A 16,572-nucleotide genomic window follows, 5' to 3' on the forward strand; every position below is an offset into this window, starting at 1 on the left:
TGGGCGGGAGGAGTCCTGGATGCCGACGCCGGCGAACGATGCCGTACCCGTCGACTACGAGACCGACCCCGGGCGCTTCGCGGCCAACGTCCTCTCGACGGCACGGTTCTCCTCGTGCGGTGACGTCCATCCGGAGATCGCTCACCGTCTCGCAGGCTGCTCGCTCGTGCTCGACGTCGGAGGCGGCACCGGCGCACTCTCGCGGTTGCTCACGCGCCGGAAGACTCCGACCGTGGTGGCGGATCTGTCGTCGCATGTGTCGCGGGCACCGGGGTTCGCGGTCCGGGCGGACGTCGCCGGTCTTCCCTTCCGCGACGGGACCTTCGACGGCGCCGCGGCTCTGTGGATGCTGCACCACGTGCCCGAACCGATCGAGGCACTCACCGAAGTGAGCCGGGTCCTCGCTCCCGGCGGCGTCCTCGCCGTTTCGACGTCCAGCCGGTGGAACGACCCCGAGCTGGCCTGGGCGCTCCCCCGCTGGGGACGGCCGTCGAGCTTCGACGCGGAGGTCGCGGAAACCCTGCTGGGAAAGGTTTTCGAGGTGGAATCGGTCCGGTCCTGGGACGCCCGGCTCGTGACGCTTCCCGACCACGACGCGGTCGCGTTGTTCCTACGGGGCAGGGGCCTTCCGGAACCGGCCGCCCGGCGGCTCGCCGGTTCGGTGGAGGTTCCGCTGCCGCTCACGAAACGGGGGCTGGTTGCCTGGGCGCGGAAGGGGGCTTGAAGTACATGAAGGCCCCCTTCCTTGCGCCTATGTACAGGAAGGGGGCCTTCATGTACTTGGGGAAGCCTTCACGAGCCCGGCGCGGTCTGGACCCGCCGGAGTCGGGCGTACACGTCCGCCGCCCTCGGCGCGCCGAGTTCGTTGAAGATCTTCAGCGCGTCACCCCAGCAGCCCCGGGCCGAGTCGACCTTGCCCTTCGCCTTCCAGAGCTGGCCGAGATGGTCCAGCGCCGCCGCCTCGCCGTAGCGATCCCCCATGTCACGCCGGAGTTCCAGCGCCCGGTCCAGCTGTCCCGCCGATTCCCCGCTCCGGTCGATCTTCTGGAACACGAGCGCGAGCCCCACCAGCGTTTCCGCCTCGCCGTAGCGGTAGCCGATCCGATGGCGGATGTCCAACGCCTGCCGCAGGTTCTCGTAGGCCTGATCGAACCGGCCCAGCTCGTGGTTCGTGAGACCGAGGAAGTGCAGGGTCTGCGCCGCTCCCCATTCGTCGCCGAGCGCGTGGAAGACCGCCAGCGCGTCGGCGTGGCGCTCGAGGGCCTCGGCGAACCGTCCTTGTTCGTGGTAGGCGATCCCGAGGCTGATCAGCGCTTGACCCTGTCCCCAGGAGTCACCGATCCGGCGACGGATGGCGAGTGCCGACTCCAGGTACTCCATCGCTTCTTCGAACCGGCACAGGTCCCGGTGCGCGATCCCCAGTCCGGCCAGGAGTGACGCCTCACTGAACGGGTCGGAGCAGCGCCTGGCGGCGTCGACCCCGGTTTTGTAGGTCGCGATCCAGTCGGCCCACGGTTTGCGCAGGGTGAAGAAGGCCCACAACGCGAGCGGCAACCGGCAGGCGATCGACGGCCGGTCCGCGGCCAGCGCGCCGTGCACGCACGCGACCAGATTGGGTTGCTCGGCCTCACACCAGGCGAGCGCGTCCCCGTAGGTGTCGAATTCGAGCTTGTCGGAGGCGGAGAACTCGAGGGCGGTGCGCCTTCGCATGGGTGTGAGCACACGATCCGCGGAGTCGGCACAGGCGAGATACCACTCCAGCAACCGTTTGGACGAGTTCTCCCGCTCTTCGGGCGACTCCTCGGCTTCGACGCATTCCTTCGCGTAGACACGCAGCAGGTCGTGAAAACGGAACCGGTCGCGATCGACTTCGGCAAGGAGGCAGCCGCCGGTGAGTTTGTCGAGCCTGCGCCGGACATCGGCGGTCGGCGTACCGGCCAGCACGGTCGCGGTGGCCACGCTGATCGTCGGGCCGGGATGCAGGCCGAGCAACCGGAAGACGCGGGCGGTCGCGGGATCCAACGCCTGGTACGACCACGAGAACACGGGCCGCAAGGCGGACATTTCGTCGTCGCCGGTTTCGAACGCGTCCAGCCTCCGCGCTTCCGACGCGAGTTCGGCCAGGAGGTCGGCGAGACGCAGGTAAGGATGGGCGGCCACGCGCTCGCCCGCGATCCGCAGCGCGAGCGGCAGATGGCCGCACAGATCGGCGAGTTTCGCTGTCGCACCCGGTTCTTCGTCCGCCCGGTCCGGCCCGATCGCCTTGCGCAGCAAGGCTTCGGATTCGGCCGGGGACAGCATGTCCAGGGTGATCCGCCGGGCGCCGTTGCGCACGACGAGACCGGACAGGCTGCTGCGGCTGGTCACCATGACGAAGCAGCCGGACGTACTGGGCAACAGGGCACGGACCTCGTCCGGGGACGTGACGTTGTCCAGGACGATGACGAACCGGCGATCATTCACCAAGGAACGGAAGAGCGCCGATTTCGCTTCGAGGCTTCGCGGAATCATCTTCCCGGGGACTTCGAGCGCTCGCAAGAATCCGGCGAGGACCTCGTGCGGGTTACTCGGCGGCCCGGGAGCGTAGCCGTGGAGATCGCAATAGAGATCGCCATGGGGAAACCGGTCGCGCTGCCGATGCGCCCACTGCACGGCCAACGCGGTCTTCCCCACGCCCGGCGCGCCGGCGACGATCGCGACCGCGACCGAATGGCCGTCCTCGCCCCGGCCCGCGATATCGCCGAGTTTGGCCAGTTCCACCTCCCTCCCGACGAACGTGGCGGTCACAGCGGGCAGCTGATGCGGCGTCAACGGAGACCGGGCCGCGGACTCGTCTTCCCAACGATCCATATCCAGAAGTCGCCCTGGCACCGGCCGCTGTCGCGGGTTCTCCTCCGTTCCCACCTGAATGGCGCAAGCACGTCGACACTTTCGCCCAGTTCCTGGCTTCGCTGGAGTCGCCTCCAGTGGATCCGGAGGCGACGGTGTTGATCCTGTACGCGGTTGGACCGGCCAAAGCCAACGGCTGCGTCGCGAAAGCCACTTTCGGGGCATCAGATGTCGCGAAAGTGGCTTTCGCGACATCCGACACGCAGAGAGCGTGGCGCGACCATTAGGCCTAACTTTCGCCCGGACTGTACACACTTTCGTTGACTTCAAGCGAAAGTGCTTCTAGGTTCAGCGGACGTCACAGAGGTGCTCCGCCGCCGACCCGAGGAGCAACGATGCTTCCGTCTGTCCGCAAGCGCTTCAACCGGTCCATCGTCGCCTCATTGGCGCTGGTCACGGCTCTGTCCGGGCTGGTGACAGCCCCGGCCGAAGCGGCCATCCCGCCCCAGCAACCAGGCGTCACACTTCGCACGTACGACCTCCAACGCGAGATCACCAAGCTCTGCGTGATCAAGTCCGGGCAGACGCCCAACGTCGACAAGCTCATGCCGACGATCAACTGGACCGGCACGGCCGACTTCGGGCTCAACGAGCAGTTCGTCTCCGAGGTCATCGGCAACATCAACGTCACCACCGCCGGCCAGTACGAATTCCGGCTCACCAGTGACGACGGCTCCCGGCTGCTCATCGACGGCCAGCGGGTGATCAACCACGACGGCCTGCACTCGGGGACGCCCGCGACCGGTTCGGTCCAGTTGGGCACGGGGTATCACGCGCTGCGGATCGATCACTTCGACAACACCGCCGATCAACAGGTCACTCTCGAATGGCGGCCGCCGGGCGCGGCCGATTTCGCGCTCGTGCCGAATTCCGTGCTCAGCACCGACGCCGACGTCGTCCGGGTGACGGCGCCGGGGCGCAAGGAGTGCGAGGGCGCCGCGGACTCGCCGGGTGACGGCCTGCCGCTGAACGCCGTCCACCCCGGCTTCACGCTGACCAACCTGCGCCCGAACGGTTTCCAGCCGCAGGTCACCGGGATGGACTGGCTGCCCGACGGGCGGCTCGCCATCGCCACCTGGGGCGGTTCCGAGAAGGTGCTCGGCGAGGTCCACCTGCTGAGCAACGTCAGCGGGAACACCGACCCGACCAAGGTCCAGACCAAGCGGGTCGCCAGCGGGTTGAAGGAACCGATGGGCGTCAAGTACGTCGACGGCAAGCTGTACGTGTCGGAGAAGACGCGGCTCGTCGAACTGAACGACACCAACGGGGACGAAGTGACCGACGACTATCGCACGGTCGCCACCTGGCCGTACGGCGGCAACTTCCACGAGTTCGCGTTCGGCCTGCTCTACAAGGACGGCTTCTTCTACGCCAACCTTTCCGTGTCCATCAACTACGGCGGTGCCACCACCGACCCGCAGCCCGCGCCGAACCGCGGCACCACGATCAAGATCAACAAAGCCACCGGTCAGGTTTCCTACGTCGCCGGTGGGCTGCGCACGCCGCACGGCATCGGCTGGGGGCCGGAAGGCGACGTCTTCGTCACCGACAACCAGGGCGGCTGGCTCCCGGCGAACAAGCTCGTGCGGGTCAAACAGGACCGCTTCTTCAACCACTACACCAATCCCCCGGGACCGTTCGACGCGAAGCCGGTGACCGCGCCCGTACTGTGGTTGCCGCACAACGAGATCGCGAACTCGCCGAGCAACATGGTCATGCTGTCGCAGGGTCCCTTCGCCGGGCAGATGGTGTACGGCGACGTGACGTACGGCGGTCTTCAGCGTGCGTTCCTGGAGAAGGTCAACGGCGAGTACCAGGGCGCCGTTTTCCGCCTCACGCAAGGACTCGAGTCGGGTGTCAGCCGGATCAGCCTCGGGCCCGACGGCGCGATCTACACCGGCGGGATCAACGGCGGCGGCAACTGGGGTCAGCCCGGCAAGCTCGCCTACGGTCTCCAGAAGGTGACGCCGAACGGCACGAACGCCTTCGACATCCGCGCGATGCGCGCCGTCGCGGGCGGGTTCGAACTGGAGTACACCCAGCCGCTGTCGGCCGGGACCGCGCAGAACCTGGCGGCGAAGTACCAGGCACAGCAGTGGCGCTACCAGCCCACCTCCGCGTACGGCGGGCCGAAGGTCGGCGAGCAGACGCTGTCCGTCACCTCCGCGAGCCTGTCCCCGGACCGCAAGAAGGTCACGCTCCAGGTAGCGGGACTGAAGGCCGGGCACGTGGTGCACGTGCGGTCCCCGCGCCCGTTCGCCGCGGAGTCCGGTGCGGCGCTGTGGAGCACGGAGGCGTGGTACACGCTGAACTCGCTGGTCGGCGGCCCGCCAGCGAGCACGACCTACGAGGCCGAGCGGGCCGCGCTGACCGGTGGCGCCGCGACCAACACCAACCACGCGGGTTACGCGGGCACCGGGTTCGTCGACGGGTACTGGAACCAGGGCGCCTCGACGACGTTCACCGTGAACGCGCCGACCGCCGGGGCCTACAACGCGGCCTTGCGCTACTCGAACGGCCCGGATCCGGCGCCCGGGACGAAATCCGTGAGCGTCTACGTCAACGGCACCAAGGTCAGACAAGTTCGGCTCGCGAGCACCGGCAACTGGGACACCTGGAATTCCCAACCCGAAACACTCACCCTCAAAGCCGGGGCGAACACGATCTCCTACCGCTACGACAGCGGCGACGCGGGCAACGTCAACCTCGACAACCTCACCGTCACCGCGGCGCAACGGATCCAGTTGTTCAACGGCACCAACCTGAACGCCTGGGAGAAACGCGTGGGAGGTGCCGCGACCTGGCCGGTGGCGGGCGGCGCGATGGAGTCGAACGGCGGTGACATCCGCACGAAACAGCAGTTCGGCGACTTCCGGATGCACGTCGAGTGGAACGAGCCGAACTACCCGCCGGAGGTGACCGGGCAGGCCAGGGGCAACAGCGGCGTCTACCTCCAGGAACGCTACGAACTCCAGGTGCTCGAGTCGTTCGGCGACACCACGCTCGCCAACAACGAGGCGGGCTCGATCTACTCGAAGCGGGCGCCGGACCGGAACATGGCGACGGCTCCCGGTACCTGGCAGACCTACGACGTCACCTTCCGCGCCGCGCGATTCGACGGCGCCGGGAACAAGACCGACAACGCCCGGGTGACGGTGGTCTGGAATGGCGTCGTGGTCCACAACGACGTGGCCATCGACGGCGGCACGGGCGACAACATCCCGGAGAGCGCGAGCCCGGGGGCGATCCGCCTCCAGGACCACGGTGACCCGGGCGAGAACCCGAAGTTCCGCAACATCTGGATCGAGCCCATCGGTTAGGACGAAGCCGACCGCCTGTGCGACGCCGGTTCCCACCGGCACGCACAGGCGGTCAAGCTCGTCCTCAGCGTACTTCGTGCGGCTCACGCACGGTCGGGTTCAGGACCTCACGGGCGACGAGCACACCGCCGACGAAACCCACCGGCATCACGATGAGCGCGGCGAACGGGATCAGGCACAACAGCGACACGGGAAGCCCCAGCCCAAGGGCGAGCGCGCGGCGTTTGCGCAGCAGCTGACGCCGCTCCTTCAAGCCCATCCCCCGCCGGTAGAACGGCACGGAGATCAGTTCCAGCGCCAGGAACCACGCCGTGACCAGTGCCAGCAGGACCGGCACGACGGTCTGCCCCACCACGGGGATGAAGCCCGCGATCAGGAGCGGGATCGTGAACAGCAGCGAGCGCAGCACCAGCGACAGCCCGTCCTTCAGGCCCATCACCAGCAACCGCCACCCCGACAACTCCACCGCGCCGGGAACCCCGCCGAAGTCGTCCTCGACCTTCTCCGCGATGTGCTCGTAGAACGGCCCGCCCACGGCGAGGGTGATCGCGGTGAACCCGATCATGCAGATCGCCAGCACCGCCCCGAACACCGCGACGCCGACCGCCACCCGGATCGTCGTCCGCAGCCCGGACGACCAGTCGTCCGCGAAAGGAGTGAGCAGCAGCGAAAGATCGTCGATCCAGAACGCCAGCGCGACGACCCCGCCGAGCAGCAGCAGCGTGGTCAGCACCGCGGGCAGTGCCCCGATCAGCAGCAGTCTCGGTGACCGCAGCAGGATGCCCAGGCCTTGCCCGAACATCCGGAAACCCTTGAAGAAATCCCGCATCGGACATTTCTACCAGGGACCGTGATCACGACCGCCGGTTGCCGATGATCTCCGGGTCCGGCAGGTCCCGTAACTGGCGACGTGAGGTGATGCCGAGTTTGCGGAAGATGTTGCGCAGATGGGCATCCACCGTGCGTGGGCTGAGGAAGAGGCGTGCGGCCACTTCCTTCGACGTCGCGCCGGTGGCGACCAGCCTGGCGATGTGCACTTCCTGGAGGGTGAGCTCGTCGCGGCCGGTGGCGGAACGGCCGCGGGCCACCTCGCCGGTGGCTCGCAGTTCGTCGGCGGCACGGCGGGCGAAGGCCTCCATGCCCATGCCGGACAGCAGTTCGTGAGCGGTGCGGAGATGTTCGCGGGCGTCCCGCCGTCTGCCCTCGCGACGCAGCCATTCCCCGTAGAGCAGATGAGCCCTGGCGCGGTACGGGATCATCGGGCTCGCGGCGAGACGTTCGACGGCTTCCCGGTAGTCAGCTTCGGCGCCGGTGACCAGCCCTCGCGCGTACGCGGTGACGCCGAGGCCCCACGAGGAACCGCTGGGAGCGGTGCGTGCGGTCAGGGATTCCAGTGCCTCCGACGCCGAATCGCGTTCGCCGCAGCGGATCGCGGCCTCGATCAGTTCGGGTAAGGCGACTCCGGCGAGGAACAGGTCGCCGGGCTCGGCCGCCTGCCGTGCCGCGGCCAGCGCGGCCGGATACTCGGCAAGGCCGTTGTACAGCACCGCCGACGCCCAGTGGACGTTGGCGATCAGCTGACCGCCGCCCTCGGCGGCCGCGGAGTCGAACAAGGCGACGCCTTCCCCACGGCGCCCGCGCATCGCGGCCAGATGCAGTCGTGGATAGCGCAGCGCCGGAACGCCGAGCGCGTCCGCGATGGCCGCTTCTTCGGCGACGGCGGACATCGCCTTGCCGAGGTCACCGGTGACCACGGCGGCGACCGCAACCTGCGCGAGGCCGAGCCGAAGCGTGTGTGGCGACCCGGTTTCCCGTCCGGTCTCCATCAACCCGTCGACGATCCCCGCGTGGGTTTCGAGGTCCCAGAGTTCGGCCGCGATCATCGTGGCGAGCGCTGGCCGTCGAGTCCACATCGGACGGTCGGCGAGGATCCGGCGCAGCACCGGGACGGCGGTCTGGTGCCCTTCGGTGGCGAGCAGGATCAGCGCGTCGAGGATGTCGGGCGGGGACGACGCGGGCGGCGCCGAACGTGCCTCGGTCACCACGGTGTCCATCACCCCGCTCGCCCGTCCGACGACGAGGCTCACCTCCAGCGCGTCGAGGAAGCACTCACGCGACCATTCCGGATCCACCTCGGCGAGGCGATGCGCCGCGCGGAGCATGAAGTCCGTCCCGAGCTCATCGGTGTGCCGGGTGAACGCGATCCGCCCGCGCAGCAGGTCGATCTTCGCCAGGCCGAGTTCGTCTCGCGAGCCGGTCTCCACGGTGGTGAGCAACTCGACCGCCGCGTCGGCGGCGCCCGCGTCGAGTTTCGCGCCGACCGCCCCGAGGGTGTGTTCGGTGCGCAGACCGGCGTCCAGGGACAGCGCCGCCGCCCGCTCCAGGAACGCCGCGGCCGCCGCGACCCCACCGCGTGCTTGGGCGCGGGACGCGGAACGAGCCAATTCCGCGGCGAGGTCGTCGTCGGGACCGGTGGCCGCCTGCGCGAGGTGCCATACTCGCCGATCCGGGTCGACGGCGGGATCGGTCACGCTCGCGAGGGCTCGATGGGCCCGCCGGCGGTCGTCGGCCGAGGCGGCCCGATAGACGGCCGAACGCGCGAGGGGATGACAGAACCGCACCCGCGTCGAGAAGTCGACCAGCCCGGACGCCTCCGCCACTTCCGCGCTCGCTGCCACGCCGTCGCCCAATTCCCGGGCGGCGGGCCACAGCAGGGCGGGATCACCGGTCGGATCGGCGCTCGCGAGGGTGATCAGCAGCCGGGTGTCGGCGGGCAGTCCGGCCAGTCTCGCCGCGAAGCCACGCTCGATCCGGTTCGGCAGCGACGACGTGTCGGGGAGCGCGAACCCGCCCGACTTGGGCAGTTCGAGCAGTGCCAGCGGGTTGCCGCGCGCCTCGGCGATGACGCGGTCGCGCACCCGAGGGTCAAGGGTGGAAACGCCGTCGGCCAGCAACGTCCGCGCGTCGGTGTCCCGCAGTCCTTCGACCGTCAGCCCCGGCAGCCCACCGGGGCCGCCGCCTCGGGTCGCGAAGATCATCGCGACCGGCTCGGAGGTGATCCGCCGGGCGAGAAAGGCCAGCGCCTTCGACGAGGCGTCGTCCAGCCAGTGGGCGTCGTCGATCACGCACAACAGCGGACTTCTCCGCGTCGCGGACGACAGTAGGTCCAGTGCCGCGAGACCGATCCGGAACAGGTCCGGCGTTCCGGTCGCGAGGCCGAAAGCGACCTCGAGAGCTTCTCGGTGCCGGGCGGACAGTTCGCCGAGATGCCCGAGCACCGGCACGCAGAGCTGGTGCAACGCGGCGAACGGGAGTTCCGTCTCGAACTCCGCCCCGGACGCCTCGATGACCCAGAAGTCCCGTGTGCTGCGCCGCACGTGGTCCAGCAGCGCGCTTTTGCCGATGCCCGGCTCGCCGTGGAGCACCAGCGCGCCCCCGTCGCCCTTCCTGGCGGCGGCGATCACCTCGTCAAGGGCGCTGATCTCGGTGGCCCGGCCCACCAGCGATGTCGGCATACCGCGAACATAGGCGATTTTCGCCGACGCGAAGCGGGGGATGCCGCTGCGAAGTTGGTGAGGTGACGAACCGAGCAGACACCTTGACGCCGACACGGGTGGCCCGCGGCACCGTGCTGGCCGCGGCGACGCTGACCATCATGGCAGCGGCGATCATCGCGCCCAGCCTGCCCGCGATGCGGGAGGTCTTCTCCGGCACGCCCGGCGCCGGTCTTCTCGTGCGGCTGGCGCTGACCGTGACCTCCCTCGCGATCGCGATCAGCGCGCCGCTGTCGGGGATCGTCGCCGACCGCGTCGGCCGTCGTCCGCTGCTCCTGTCCGGCCTCGTGCTCTACGCGGTCACCGGCACGGCCGGGTTCTTCGTGAACGACCTCTACCTGCTGCTGGTGACCCGGGCCGGGCTCGGACTCGCCGTCGGCGCGATCATGACCGCGGTCAGCACCCTGATCACCGACTGGTTCTCCGGCCCCGACCGTGCCTCGTTCCTCGGGCTGCAACAGGCGTTCGCGAGTCTGGGCGGCGTCGTTTTCCTGCCACTGGCCGGGCTGCTGGCCACGGTGAACTGGCAGGCGCCGTTCTGGATCTACTCGGCGTCGGCGATCGTGGCCGTTTTCGCGATCGTCTCCCTGCGTGAACCGCACCGGAGCAGCCCTGCGGCGACCGAGGTTCAGCGAACCCGGCTGCCCGGACGCATCATCGGCGTGTACGTCCTGGCGCTGGTCGCGACGCTGGTCTTCTACATGGCGCCGACGCAGCTGCCGTTCCTGCTGGAGGGTTTCGGCAGCGGCCCCGCCGTCATCGGCGCCGTGGTCGCGGGAAGCACGCTGACCAGTGTCGCCGGCGCCCTGGCCTTCCCCCGCCTGCGCAAACGGCTGAGCCCCACCGCGATCACCACGCTCAGCGTCGCGCTGCTCGGCCTGGGCTGGCTGCTGGTCGGTACGGCGGGCACAGTCGTCCAGGTCGTGGCCGGGCTGCTCGTCGGCGGCCTCGGCGTCGGGTTCGTCGTCCCGAACCTCAACCTGCGCTTGGCCGAGTTCGCCCAACCCGCGCACCGCGGCCGCGTACTCAGTGGCCTGGTCACCGGGATCTTCCTCGGGCAGTTCCTGTCCCCGCTCGTCGTCCAGCCACTCGTCCAGACCATCGGCATCGCCGGCACCTTCACCTGGACCGGCATCGCCATGGGAGCGGGCGCGGCACTCGCCGCCCTTGTCTCGAACCGAAACAACCGAAAGGAAACACGATGATCTACCACGGCAACCGTTTCACCCTCCGGTCCGACGCCTCCCCGGAACAGATCGAGGAAGCCCTGGAGAGCCTCCGCAATCAGGGCCGGGTCATCCCCTCGGTGAAATCCTTCGTAGTCGGCCGCGATTTCGGCGGCGAGTACGAATGGGGCGCCGTCTTCGTGATCGAGGATCTCGATGGCTACTGGGAGTACCTCATCCACCCGGCGCACCGGAACACCGACCGGGTCGGACTCCCGCTGGTCGACAAGTTCGCGTCGTTCGACATCACCGACGACCCGGACCCGGAGATGGCCGCGAAGATCGCCGAACTGCACCAGCGCCGCTACGACAACGACGCCGAGCTGACCAAGCTCGTCTCCGATCTCGGCGAGTACTCCGGCAGCGCGGCGCCCGGAAAGCACGGCGCCTGACCGTTTCCGAACCGCCGGTCAGGACACCGTGAAGGAACTGAGCACGGCCAGGTGGTCCGACGGCCAACCGGTCCCGCCGCCGAAGGTGCGGCTGCTCTTGGGCGTGATCGATCCACCACGGTAGAAGACGAAGTCGATCCGGTCCTGCGGTTCCGGCCTGCCCTGGTTGTCCTTGACCACCGGGGACCACGTGTCGCCAGGATCGGCGACGGGGTCGGGCCGCAGTTTCCGGTAGGAGTCGGTGAAACCGCGGGCGGTGAACGCCTTCGTGGTCGGCCAGGCCACCTCGTAACCGCAGTGCCTGGACTTGGCGGCCGCCGTCCAGTCCTGATGGGACGGGCTGTTCAGGTCACCGGCGACGATGCCGGGGCTGCTGCCCGTCCACTCGGCGATCTGCTCGGCCTGGCGGCGGCGGTTCGTCTCGTCGGCGAGGATCGTGCTGATGCCGTCCTTGTCGAAGCACGCGTTGTACGGACCGTATTTCGTGTAGTCCAGGTGGATCGCGTAGACCCAGACACCGGCGATCTTCGCCGTGATGGCCTGCGCGCCCGTGTCGTTCCAGGACTTCCAATCGGTGTCCTGGATCGGCAGCGCGCTGATCACGTCGATGTCCCAGCCGGGTTCGGTGTGCTGCCAGCCCAGCGCGTCGGCGATGGCTTCGGTGGCGCCGCCGCCGGTCTCCGACAACGCCACCACGTTCGCGCCCGAAGCGCGGATCTGGTTCACCACCGAACCGATCCCGCCGTGCGAGCCGCGCATCCAGATGTTGAAGCTCAGCACGGTGAGGTTCGTGGCGGCGGCGGCCGGAGCCGCGAGGCCCGCCATCGTGAGCAAGAGGACGGCGAAGACGCCGGCGAGGCGGCGTTGGACGAAGGTCACGGGATTCTGGTCTACCGGTGGTCCGGGGTGAAGTCCAGCCGTCAGGCGAGTGTTCAGCGACTGGACACTTCGGGTGAACGATCCCGCGCGTGGCCGCGAGTCGGGCATGTCGCGAAAGCCACTTTCGGGACGTCCGATGTCCCGAAAGTGGCTTTCGCGACACGAGCACGAGCCTAGCCCGGGAGCGAGCCACTGCCGTCGGGTCCGGTCACGAGGACGCGGAGGCTGACATCGCCCCCGAACGGGACGGCCGTGACCTGCCAGGTCTGCGGCGATCCGACGTCGATCGTGGTCGTCGCCCTCTTGACCAGTGCCGGGACACGGTCGACGGCCAAGGCGCGGAGGTCGAAGCGCGGTACCTGAGCCTCGGACGGCGCGAAGACCACGGTCAGCCGTCGTTCCTCGACCACCGCGGTGATCACCTGCGAGACATCCGCTGCCCGCGCCAGCCCGTCGATCGCCCTGCGCAACTCCCCCTCGCCCAGCAGCGACTGGTCGACGGTGACCGTGGCGGAGCCCGACGAAGACGTGGTCACGCTGGACTGGATTTCCTCCGCCCGCGCGGGTGCTTCCGGCGCGAAGAGTTCCGCGCGGAACAGGAACAGCACGAGCGCCGCACCGAGCAGCAGCCCGAGGAACGCGAGCACGCCGAACGCGCAGCCCTCCGGCGGCTCTTGAAGCAGACTGGACTCCGGAGCGGATTCGATCGAGGCTTCGGCCACGCGGCGCTCCCACGCCGGGGACGGCCGCTCCACGACCTTCGCCTTCCACGGCCGGTCCGGCGGGTACTGGACGACGAGGATGCCGCCGGGCCGGTGGTTCGGGATGTCGACCAGGTTGACGCCGTGCTGGATCTTGACGCGGTGGGTCGCCGCGCCGTCGGGGGCGACGGTGAGGACGAAGTCGACCGGGATGTCGCCCGTTTCCGTACCGCTCGCCCGCAGGCTCTCGATCTTGGCGAGCGCGACCACCGGGACGACAGCCGCCTCACGAGCGCGACGCGGGGCACCGGCGAGATAGAGCAGGATTCCGTAGACGAGGGGAAGTCCCAGGCTGGCGATGATCAGCGGGACGTACTCGATGATGATGCCCACAACGAAGGCGCACAAGGTCGTGCCACTGATGATTCCGGTGAGAAAGCCGCGGACGAAGGCGAGCGGACCGAGTCTGGCCGGTACCGGGACAGCCGACATGAACGTAACTCCTGACTTTCAGGCCGCGGGCAGCCAGTCGCTGAGGGCGGGATAGCGCCGGAGCGCCACGAAGATCTTCTTCTCGTCGGCCGGTGAAGCCGGATCGAACAGCACTTCGGCGGTCGTGATCGTGGTGTCCCGGGTGCGACGGGTCACCCAGTGCGAGACGCCCGCGACGTCGACGAAGCGCAGCGTGACGGTCGTGCCGACGACCCGGGTTCCCGATTCGTCCCCGCCGAGGTGCACCTTCACGTCGACGATCTGGGCAGGTACCCGGCGGCCGTACGCCAGCAGCCAGTCCCTGGTCCGGACCATCTCGGCGTACCGGCGGGAGACCTGGATGGCGTACCACAGCACGAGGAGCGTCAGGACGAGCATGAACGCGGGCACCCACAGGTCCGCGTAGTACATCGACCATCCCCAGAATCCCCACTTTTCGTCCGTGTGGAAGACCGGGTCGATCGCGACGCCGACGGCGAGCGGGGGAAGCCACTCCCGCGACGAAACCCAGATGCCGAGGGTACCCATCGCGAACAGCGGCACGACCGGGAACACCGGTCCCGACGGGCGTCCCTGGTAGCGCCGCATCGCGGCACTGGCGAGGCTCACCCCGGCGATACCGCCGAAGACCGCGAAGGTTCCCCACACCGGGCCGTACGGTGGATCACCGTCGCCGCGGTCGTCGAAAACGCTGTCGATCGCCATGGTCCGGAACACCTCGATGAGGTCGCCGAATCCGCGCCCGGCCAGGAAACCGCAGACCAGGGCGACGGCCGAGGCCGCGATCGCGCCGACGAGCAGGCGCCGGTCTCCCCTCCAGCGTTCGATGCGGTCGTGCCGGGACTGGGCCGGGTCCACTGTGTTCATCACGCTCACCTCCGTTCGGACTGCGTCCAGCCTCCGTCTGAGCGGCCGCTACCGAACCCAGGTTTTGCTTCCTAATAGCATTAGGCAAATCCAGAATGGACTATGGTAACGTGGCGAACATGGCACGAGCGGGACTGACCACCGAACGCGTGGTCCTGGCGGGAGCGGAGATGGCCGACGAGATCGGCTTCGAGCAGGTGACCCCGACGGAGCTCGCCAAACGGTGCGGCGTCAAGACCGCGAGCCTGTACTCACATGTGAAGAACGCCCAGGAACTCAAGGCCGGGATCGCCCTGCTGGCACTGGCCGAACTGGCCGACCTGGCCTCCAGGGCGGTGGCCGGACTGGCGGGCCGGGACGCGCTGATCGCCTTGGCGAACGTCCACCGCGACTACGCCCTCGAACATCCCGGACGGTTCACCGCCGCGAGATTCCGGCTCACGCCGGAGCAGGCCGCCACCAGCGCGGGCGCCCGGCATGCCGAGCTGACCCGTGCGATCCTGCGCGGCTACGACTTGGCCGAACCGCACCAGACGCACGCCGTGCGGCTGCTGGGCAGTGTGTTCAGCGGCTTCGTCGGCCTGGAGTCCGCCGGCGGCTTCAGCCACAGCACTCCCGGCTCGCAGGAGAGCTGGACCGAAATCCTCGACGCGCTCGATGTCCTGCTGCGCGCCTGGCCCCGAAAGAAATGAACGAGGAAATGCTCACCACCCCGATCACCGCCGACCTCGTACGCGGCGCCCTCGACCTGGAGTACACCGAACGCGGCATACTCCCCCACCGGCTGCCCGCGGCGGCACGGCAGCAGATCCCCGACGGCCAGCTGGCCATGACGGAAGCGCAGCCGTCCGGCGTCCGGCTGGCCTTCCGCACCGCGGCCACGCTCGCCGAACTGGACGTCATCGCCACCAAACGGGTCTACGTCGGTGCGCCACCGCGACCCGACGGCGTCTACGAACTCCTCATCGACGGGCAACTCGCGGGACAAGCGAGTGTGCCCGACGGTGACACGCTCACCATCGACATGGCCAACGGCAGCGTGCGTACCGAACCCGGTCCCGTACGGACCTTGCGTTTCGATGACCTGCCAGGCGAGGAGAAGGACGTCGAGATCTGGTTGCCGCACGACGAAAGCACTCAGCTGGTCGCCTTGCGCACCAACGCGACAGTCCACAGTGTACGGTCCGGCGAACGTAAGACCTGGTTGCACCACGGCAGTTCCATCAGTCACGGCTCCAACGCGGCGACCCCGACCGGGACCTGGCCCGCACTGGCCGCGGCCCGCGCCGGAGTGGACCTGATCAATCTGGGTTTCGGCGGCAGCGCGCTGCTCGACCCGTTCACCGCCCGCGCCATGCGGGACACGCCCGCCGACCTGATCAGCGTCAAGATCGGCATCAACCTCGTCAACTCCGACGCGATGCGGCTGCGCGCGTTCGTCCCGGCCGTGCACGGTTTCCTCGACACCATCCGGGACGGGCACCCCACCACGCCGTTGCTGGTCGTCTCGGCGATCTACTGCCCGATTCACGAGCACACCCCGGGTCCCTGCGCCTTCGACCCCGGTGGGCTGTGCGAAGGAAAGGTGCTGTTCACCGCGACCGGCGATCCCGCCGAGACCGCCGCGGGAAAGCTGACCCTCACCACGATCCGCGACGAACTCGCCCGCATCGTCAAGGAGCGGAGCGCGACCGACCCGAACCTGCGTTACCTCGACGGCCTTGCCCTGTACGGCGAAGCGGACCACGCCGAGTTTCCGCTCCCCGACAACCTCCACCCGGACGCGGCGACGCACCGGCTCATCGGGGAACGCTTCGCCCGGCTCGCCCTCGACGGCTGGTCCTGAGTACATGAACCCCGTTCGCCGAACTCGCGTGTTCAGAGACGTGACTCGCGTGCTGGGAGGCCGAACTCGCGAGATCCGCCTCTGAGCACGCGAGATACGGCTCTGAGCACGCGAGTGCGGGGTTTACTTCAGGGCGACCAGGGCGCCGGTGACCTCGGTTCGGGACCAGGACTTCACTGGGCAGGTTACGAGTTCGTGTTAGAACACGAATCGCCATTCACGACCACGTAGCGAACCCCGTACCGCTCTCCGGAACCGGCGCCACGAGGCGCGCACGGAACGATCTCTAGGCCGGGCGTGTGAACACACCCGTGTTACGGCGCCGTTTGCTCTGCGCGGATACGTCGGTAGGCGCAGCGGCGGCTACCTATCTTTCTTCCTGTCCAACGAAAGTCGGTACCCGCAC

General features: G+C 68.7%; 12 protein-coding genes. 6 read left to right on the forward strand and 6 right to left on the reverse strand.

Going from position 1 to position 16,572, the window contains the following annotated elements; translation table 11 throughout:
- Window positions 1–19 precede the first annotated feature (19 nt).
- Complete coding sequence (locus ACLARN_RS27910) at window positions 20–724, forward strand: class I SAM-dependent methyltransferase (RefSeq protein ID WP_409494432.1); 705 nt, start codon at window positions 20–22, stop codon at window positions 722–724.
- 68 nt (window positions 725–792) lie between these two features.
- On the opposite strand, the gene ACLARN_RS27915 is transcribed toward ACLARN_RS27910, so the two are convergent.
- Entirely contained in the window at window positions 793–2,787 is a 1,995-nt protein-coding gene (locus ACLARN_RS27915; RefSeq protein WP_409494433.1) for an ATP-binding protein, read from the reverse strand.
- Window positions 2,788–3,224: 437 nt separating this feature from the next.
- On the opposite strand from ACLARN_RS27915, the gene ACLARN_RS27920 reads away from it, so the two are divergent.
- Window positions 3,225–6,209: a family 16 glycoside hydrolase gene (locus ACLARN_RS27920; RefSeq protein WP_409494434.1), complete on the forward strand. Its 2,985-nt coding sequence runs from the start codon at window positions 3,225–3,227 to the stop codon at window positions 6,207–6,209.
- Between the two features lie 64 nt (window positions 6,210–6,273).
- On the opposite strand, the gene ACLARN_RS27925 is transcribed toward ACLARN_RS27920, so the two are convergent.
- Both ACLARN_RS27925 and ACLARN_RS27930 read right to left on the reverse strand, forming a co-directional pair.
- The gene (locus ACLARN_RS27925) at window positions 6,274–7,038 is read right to left on the reverse strand and encodes an EI24 domain-containing protein (protein ID WP_409494435.1); all 765 of its coding nucleotides are present in this window, start codon (window positions 7,036–7,038) and stop codon (window positions 6,274–6,276) included.
- A gap of 25 nt (window positions 7,039–7,063) precedes the next feature.
- Entirely contained in the window at window positions 7,064–9,724 is a 2,661-nt protein-coding gene (locus ACLARN_RS27930) for an AAA family ATPase (protein WP_409494436.1), read from the reverse strand.
- Window positions 9,725–9,786: 62 nt separating this feature from the next.
- Between ACLARN_RS27930 and ACLARN_RS27935 the strand changes: the two genes are divergently transcribed.
- Both ACLARN_RS27935 and ACLARN_RS27940 read left to right on the forward strand, forming a co-directional pair.
- Window positions 9,787–10,968: an MFS transporter gene (locus ACLARN_RS27935; RefSeq protein WP_409494437.1), complete on the forward strand. Its 1,182-nt coding sequence runs from the start codon at window positions 9,787–9,789 to the stop codon at window positions 10,966–10,968.
- Window positions 10,965–11,381 carry a Dabb family protein gene (locus ACLARN_RS27940; RefSeq protein WP_409494438.1) on the forward strand — a complete coding sequence of 139 codons (417 nt, stop codon included), beginning with the start codon at window positions 10,965–10,967 and terminating at the stop codon, window positions 11,379–11,381. The genes ACLARN_RS27935 and ACLARN_RS27940 overlap by 4 nt, the downstream gene beginning before the upstream one ends.
- An 18-nt stretch (window positions 11,382–11,399) precedes the next feature.
- On the opposite strand, the gene ACLARN_RS27945 is transcribed toward ACLARN_RS27940, so the two are convergent.
- The 3 genes from ACLARN_RS27945 to ACLARN_RS27955 all read right to left on the reverse strand — a co-directional run bounded on the left by ACLARN_RS27945 (window position 11,400) and on the right by ACLARN_RS27955 (window position 14,320).
- Entirely contained in the window at window positions 11,400–12,260 is an 861-nt protein-coding gene (locus ACLARN_RS27945) for an endonuclease/exonuclease/phosphatase family protein (RefSeq protein WP_409494439.1), read from the reverse strand.
- 173 nt (window positions 12,261–12,433) lie between these two features.
- Window positions 12,434–13,453 (reverse strand): hypothetical protein, encoded by a 1,020-nt coding sequence (locus tag ACLARN_RS27950; protein WP_409494440.1) that lies wholly within the window; start codon window positions 13,451–13,453, stop codon window positions 12,434–12,436.
- Between the two features lie 18 nt (window positions 13,454–13,471).
- The gene (locus tag ACLARN_RS27955; RefSeq protein ID WP_409494441.1) at window positions 13,472–14,320 is read right to left on the reverse strand and encodes a hypothetical protein; all 849 of its coding nucleotides are present in this window, start codon (window positions 14,318–14,320) and stop codon (window positions 13,472–13,474) included.
- 119 nt (window positions 14,321–14,439) lie between these two features.
- Between ACLARN_RS27955 and ACLARN_RS27960 the strand changes: the two genes are divergently transcribed.
- On the forward strand, window positions 14,440–15,012 hold the full coding sequence (locus ACLARN_RS27960) for a TetR/AcrR family transcriptional regulator (protein ID WP_409494442.1): 573 nt from the start codon (window positions 14,440–14,442) through the stop codon (window positions 15,010–15,012).
- A gap of 8 nt (window positions 15,013–15,020) precedes the next feature.
- On the forward strand, window positions 15,021–16,166 hold the full coding sequence (locus ACLARN_RS27965) for a GDSL-type esterase/lipase family protein (RefSeq protein ID WP_409494443.1): 1,146 nt from the start codon (window positions 15,021–15,023) through the stop codon (window positions 16,164–16,166).
- Window positions 16,167–16,572: the final 406 nt, after the last annotated feature.

The organism is Amycolatopsis sp. cmx-11-12, assembly GCF_046269425.1.
Classification (GTDB): domain Bacteria; phylum Actinomycetota; class Actinomycetes; order Mycobacteriales; family Pseudonocardiaceae; genus Amycolatopsis.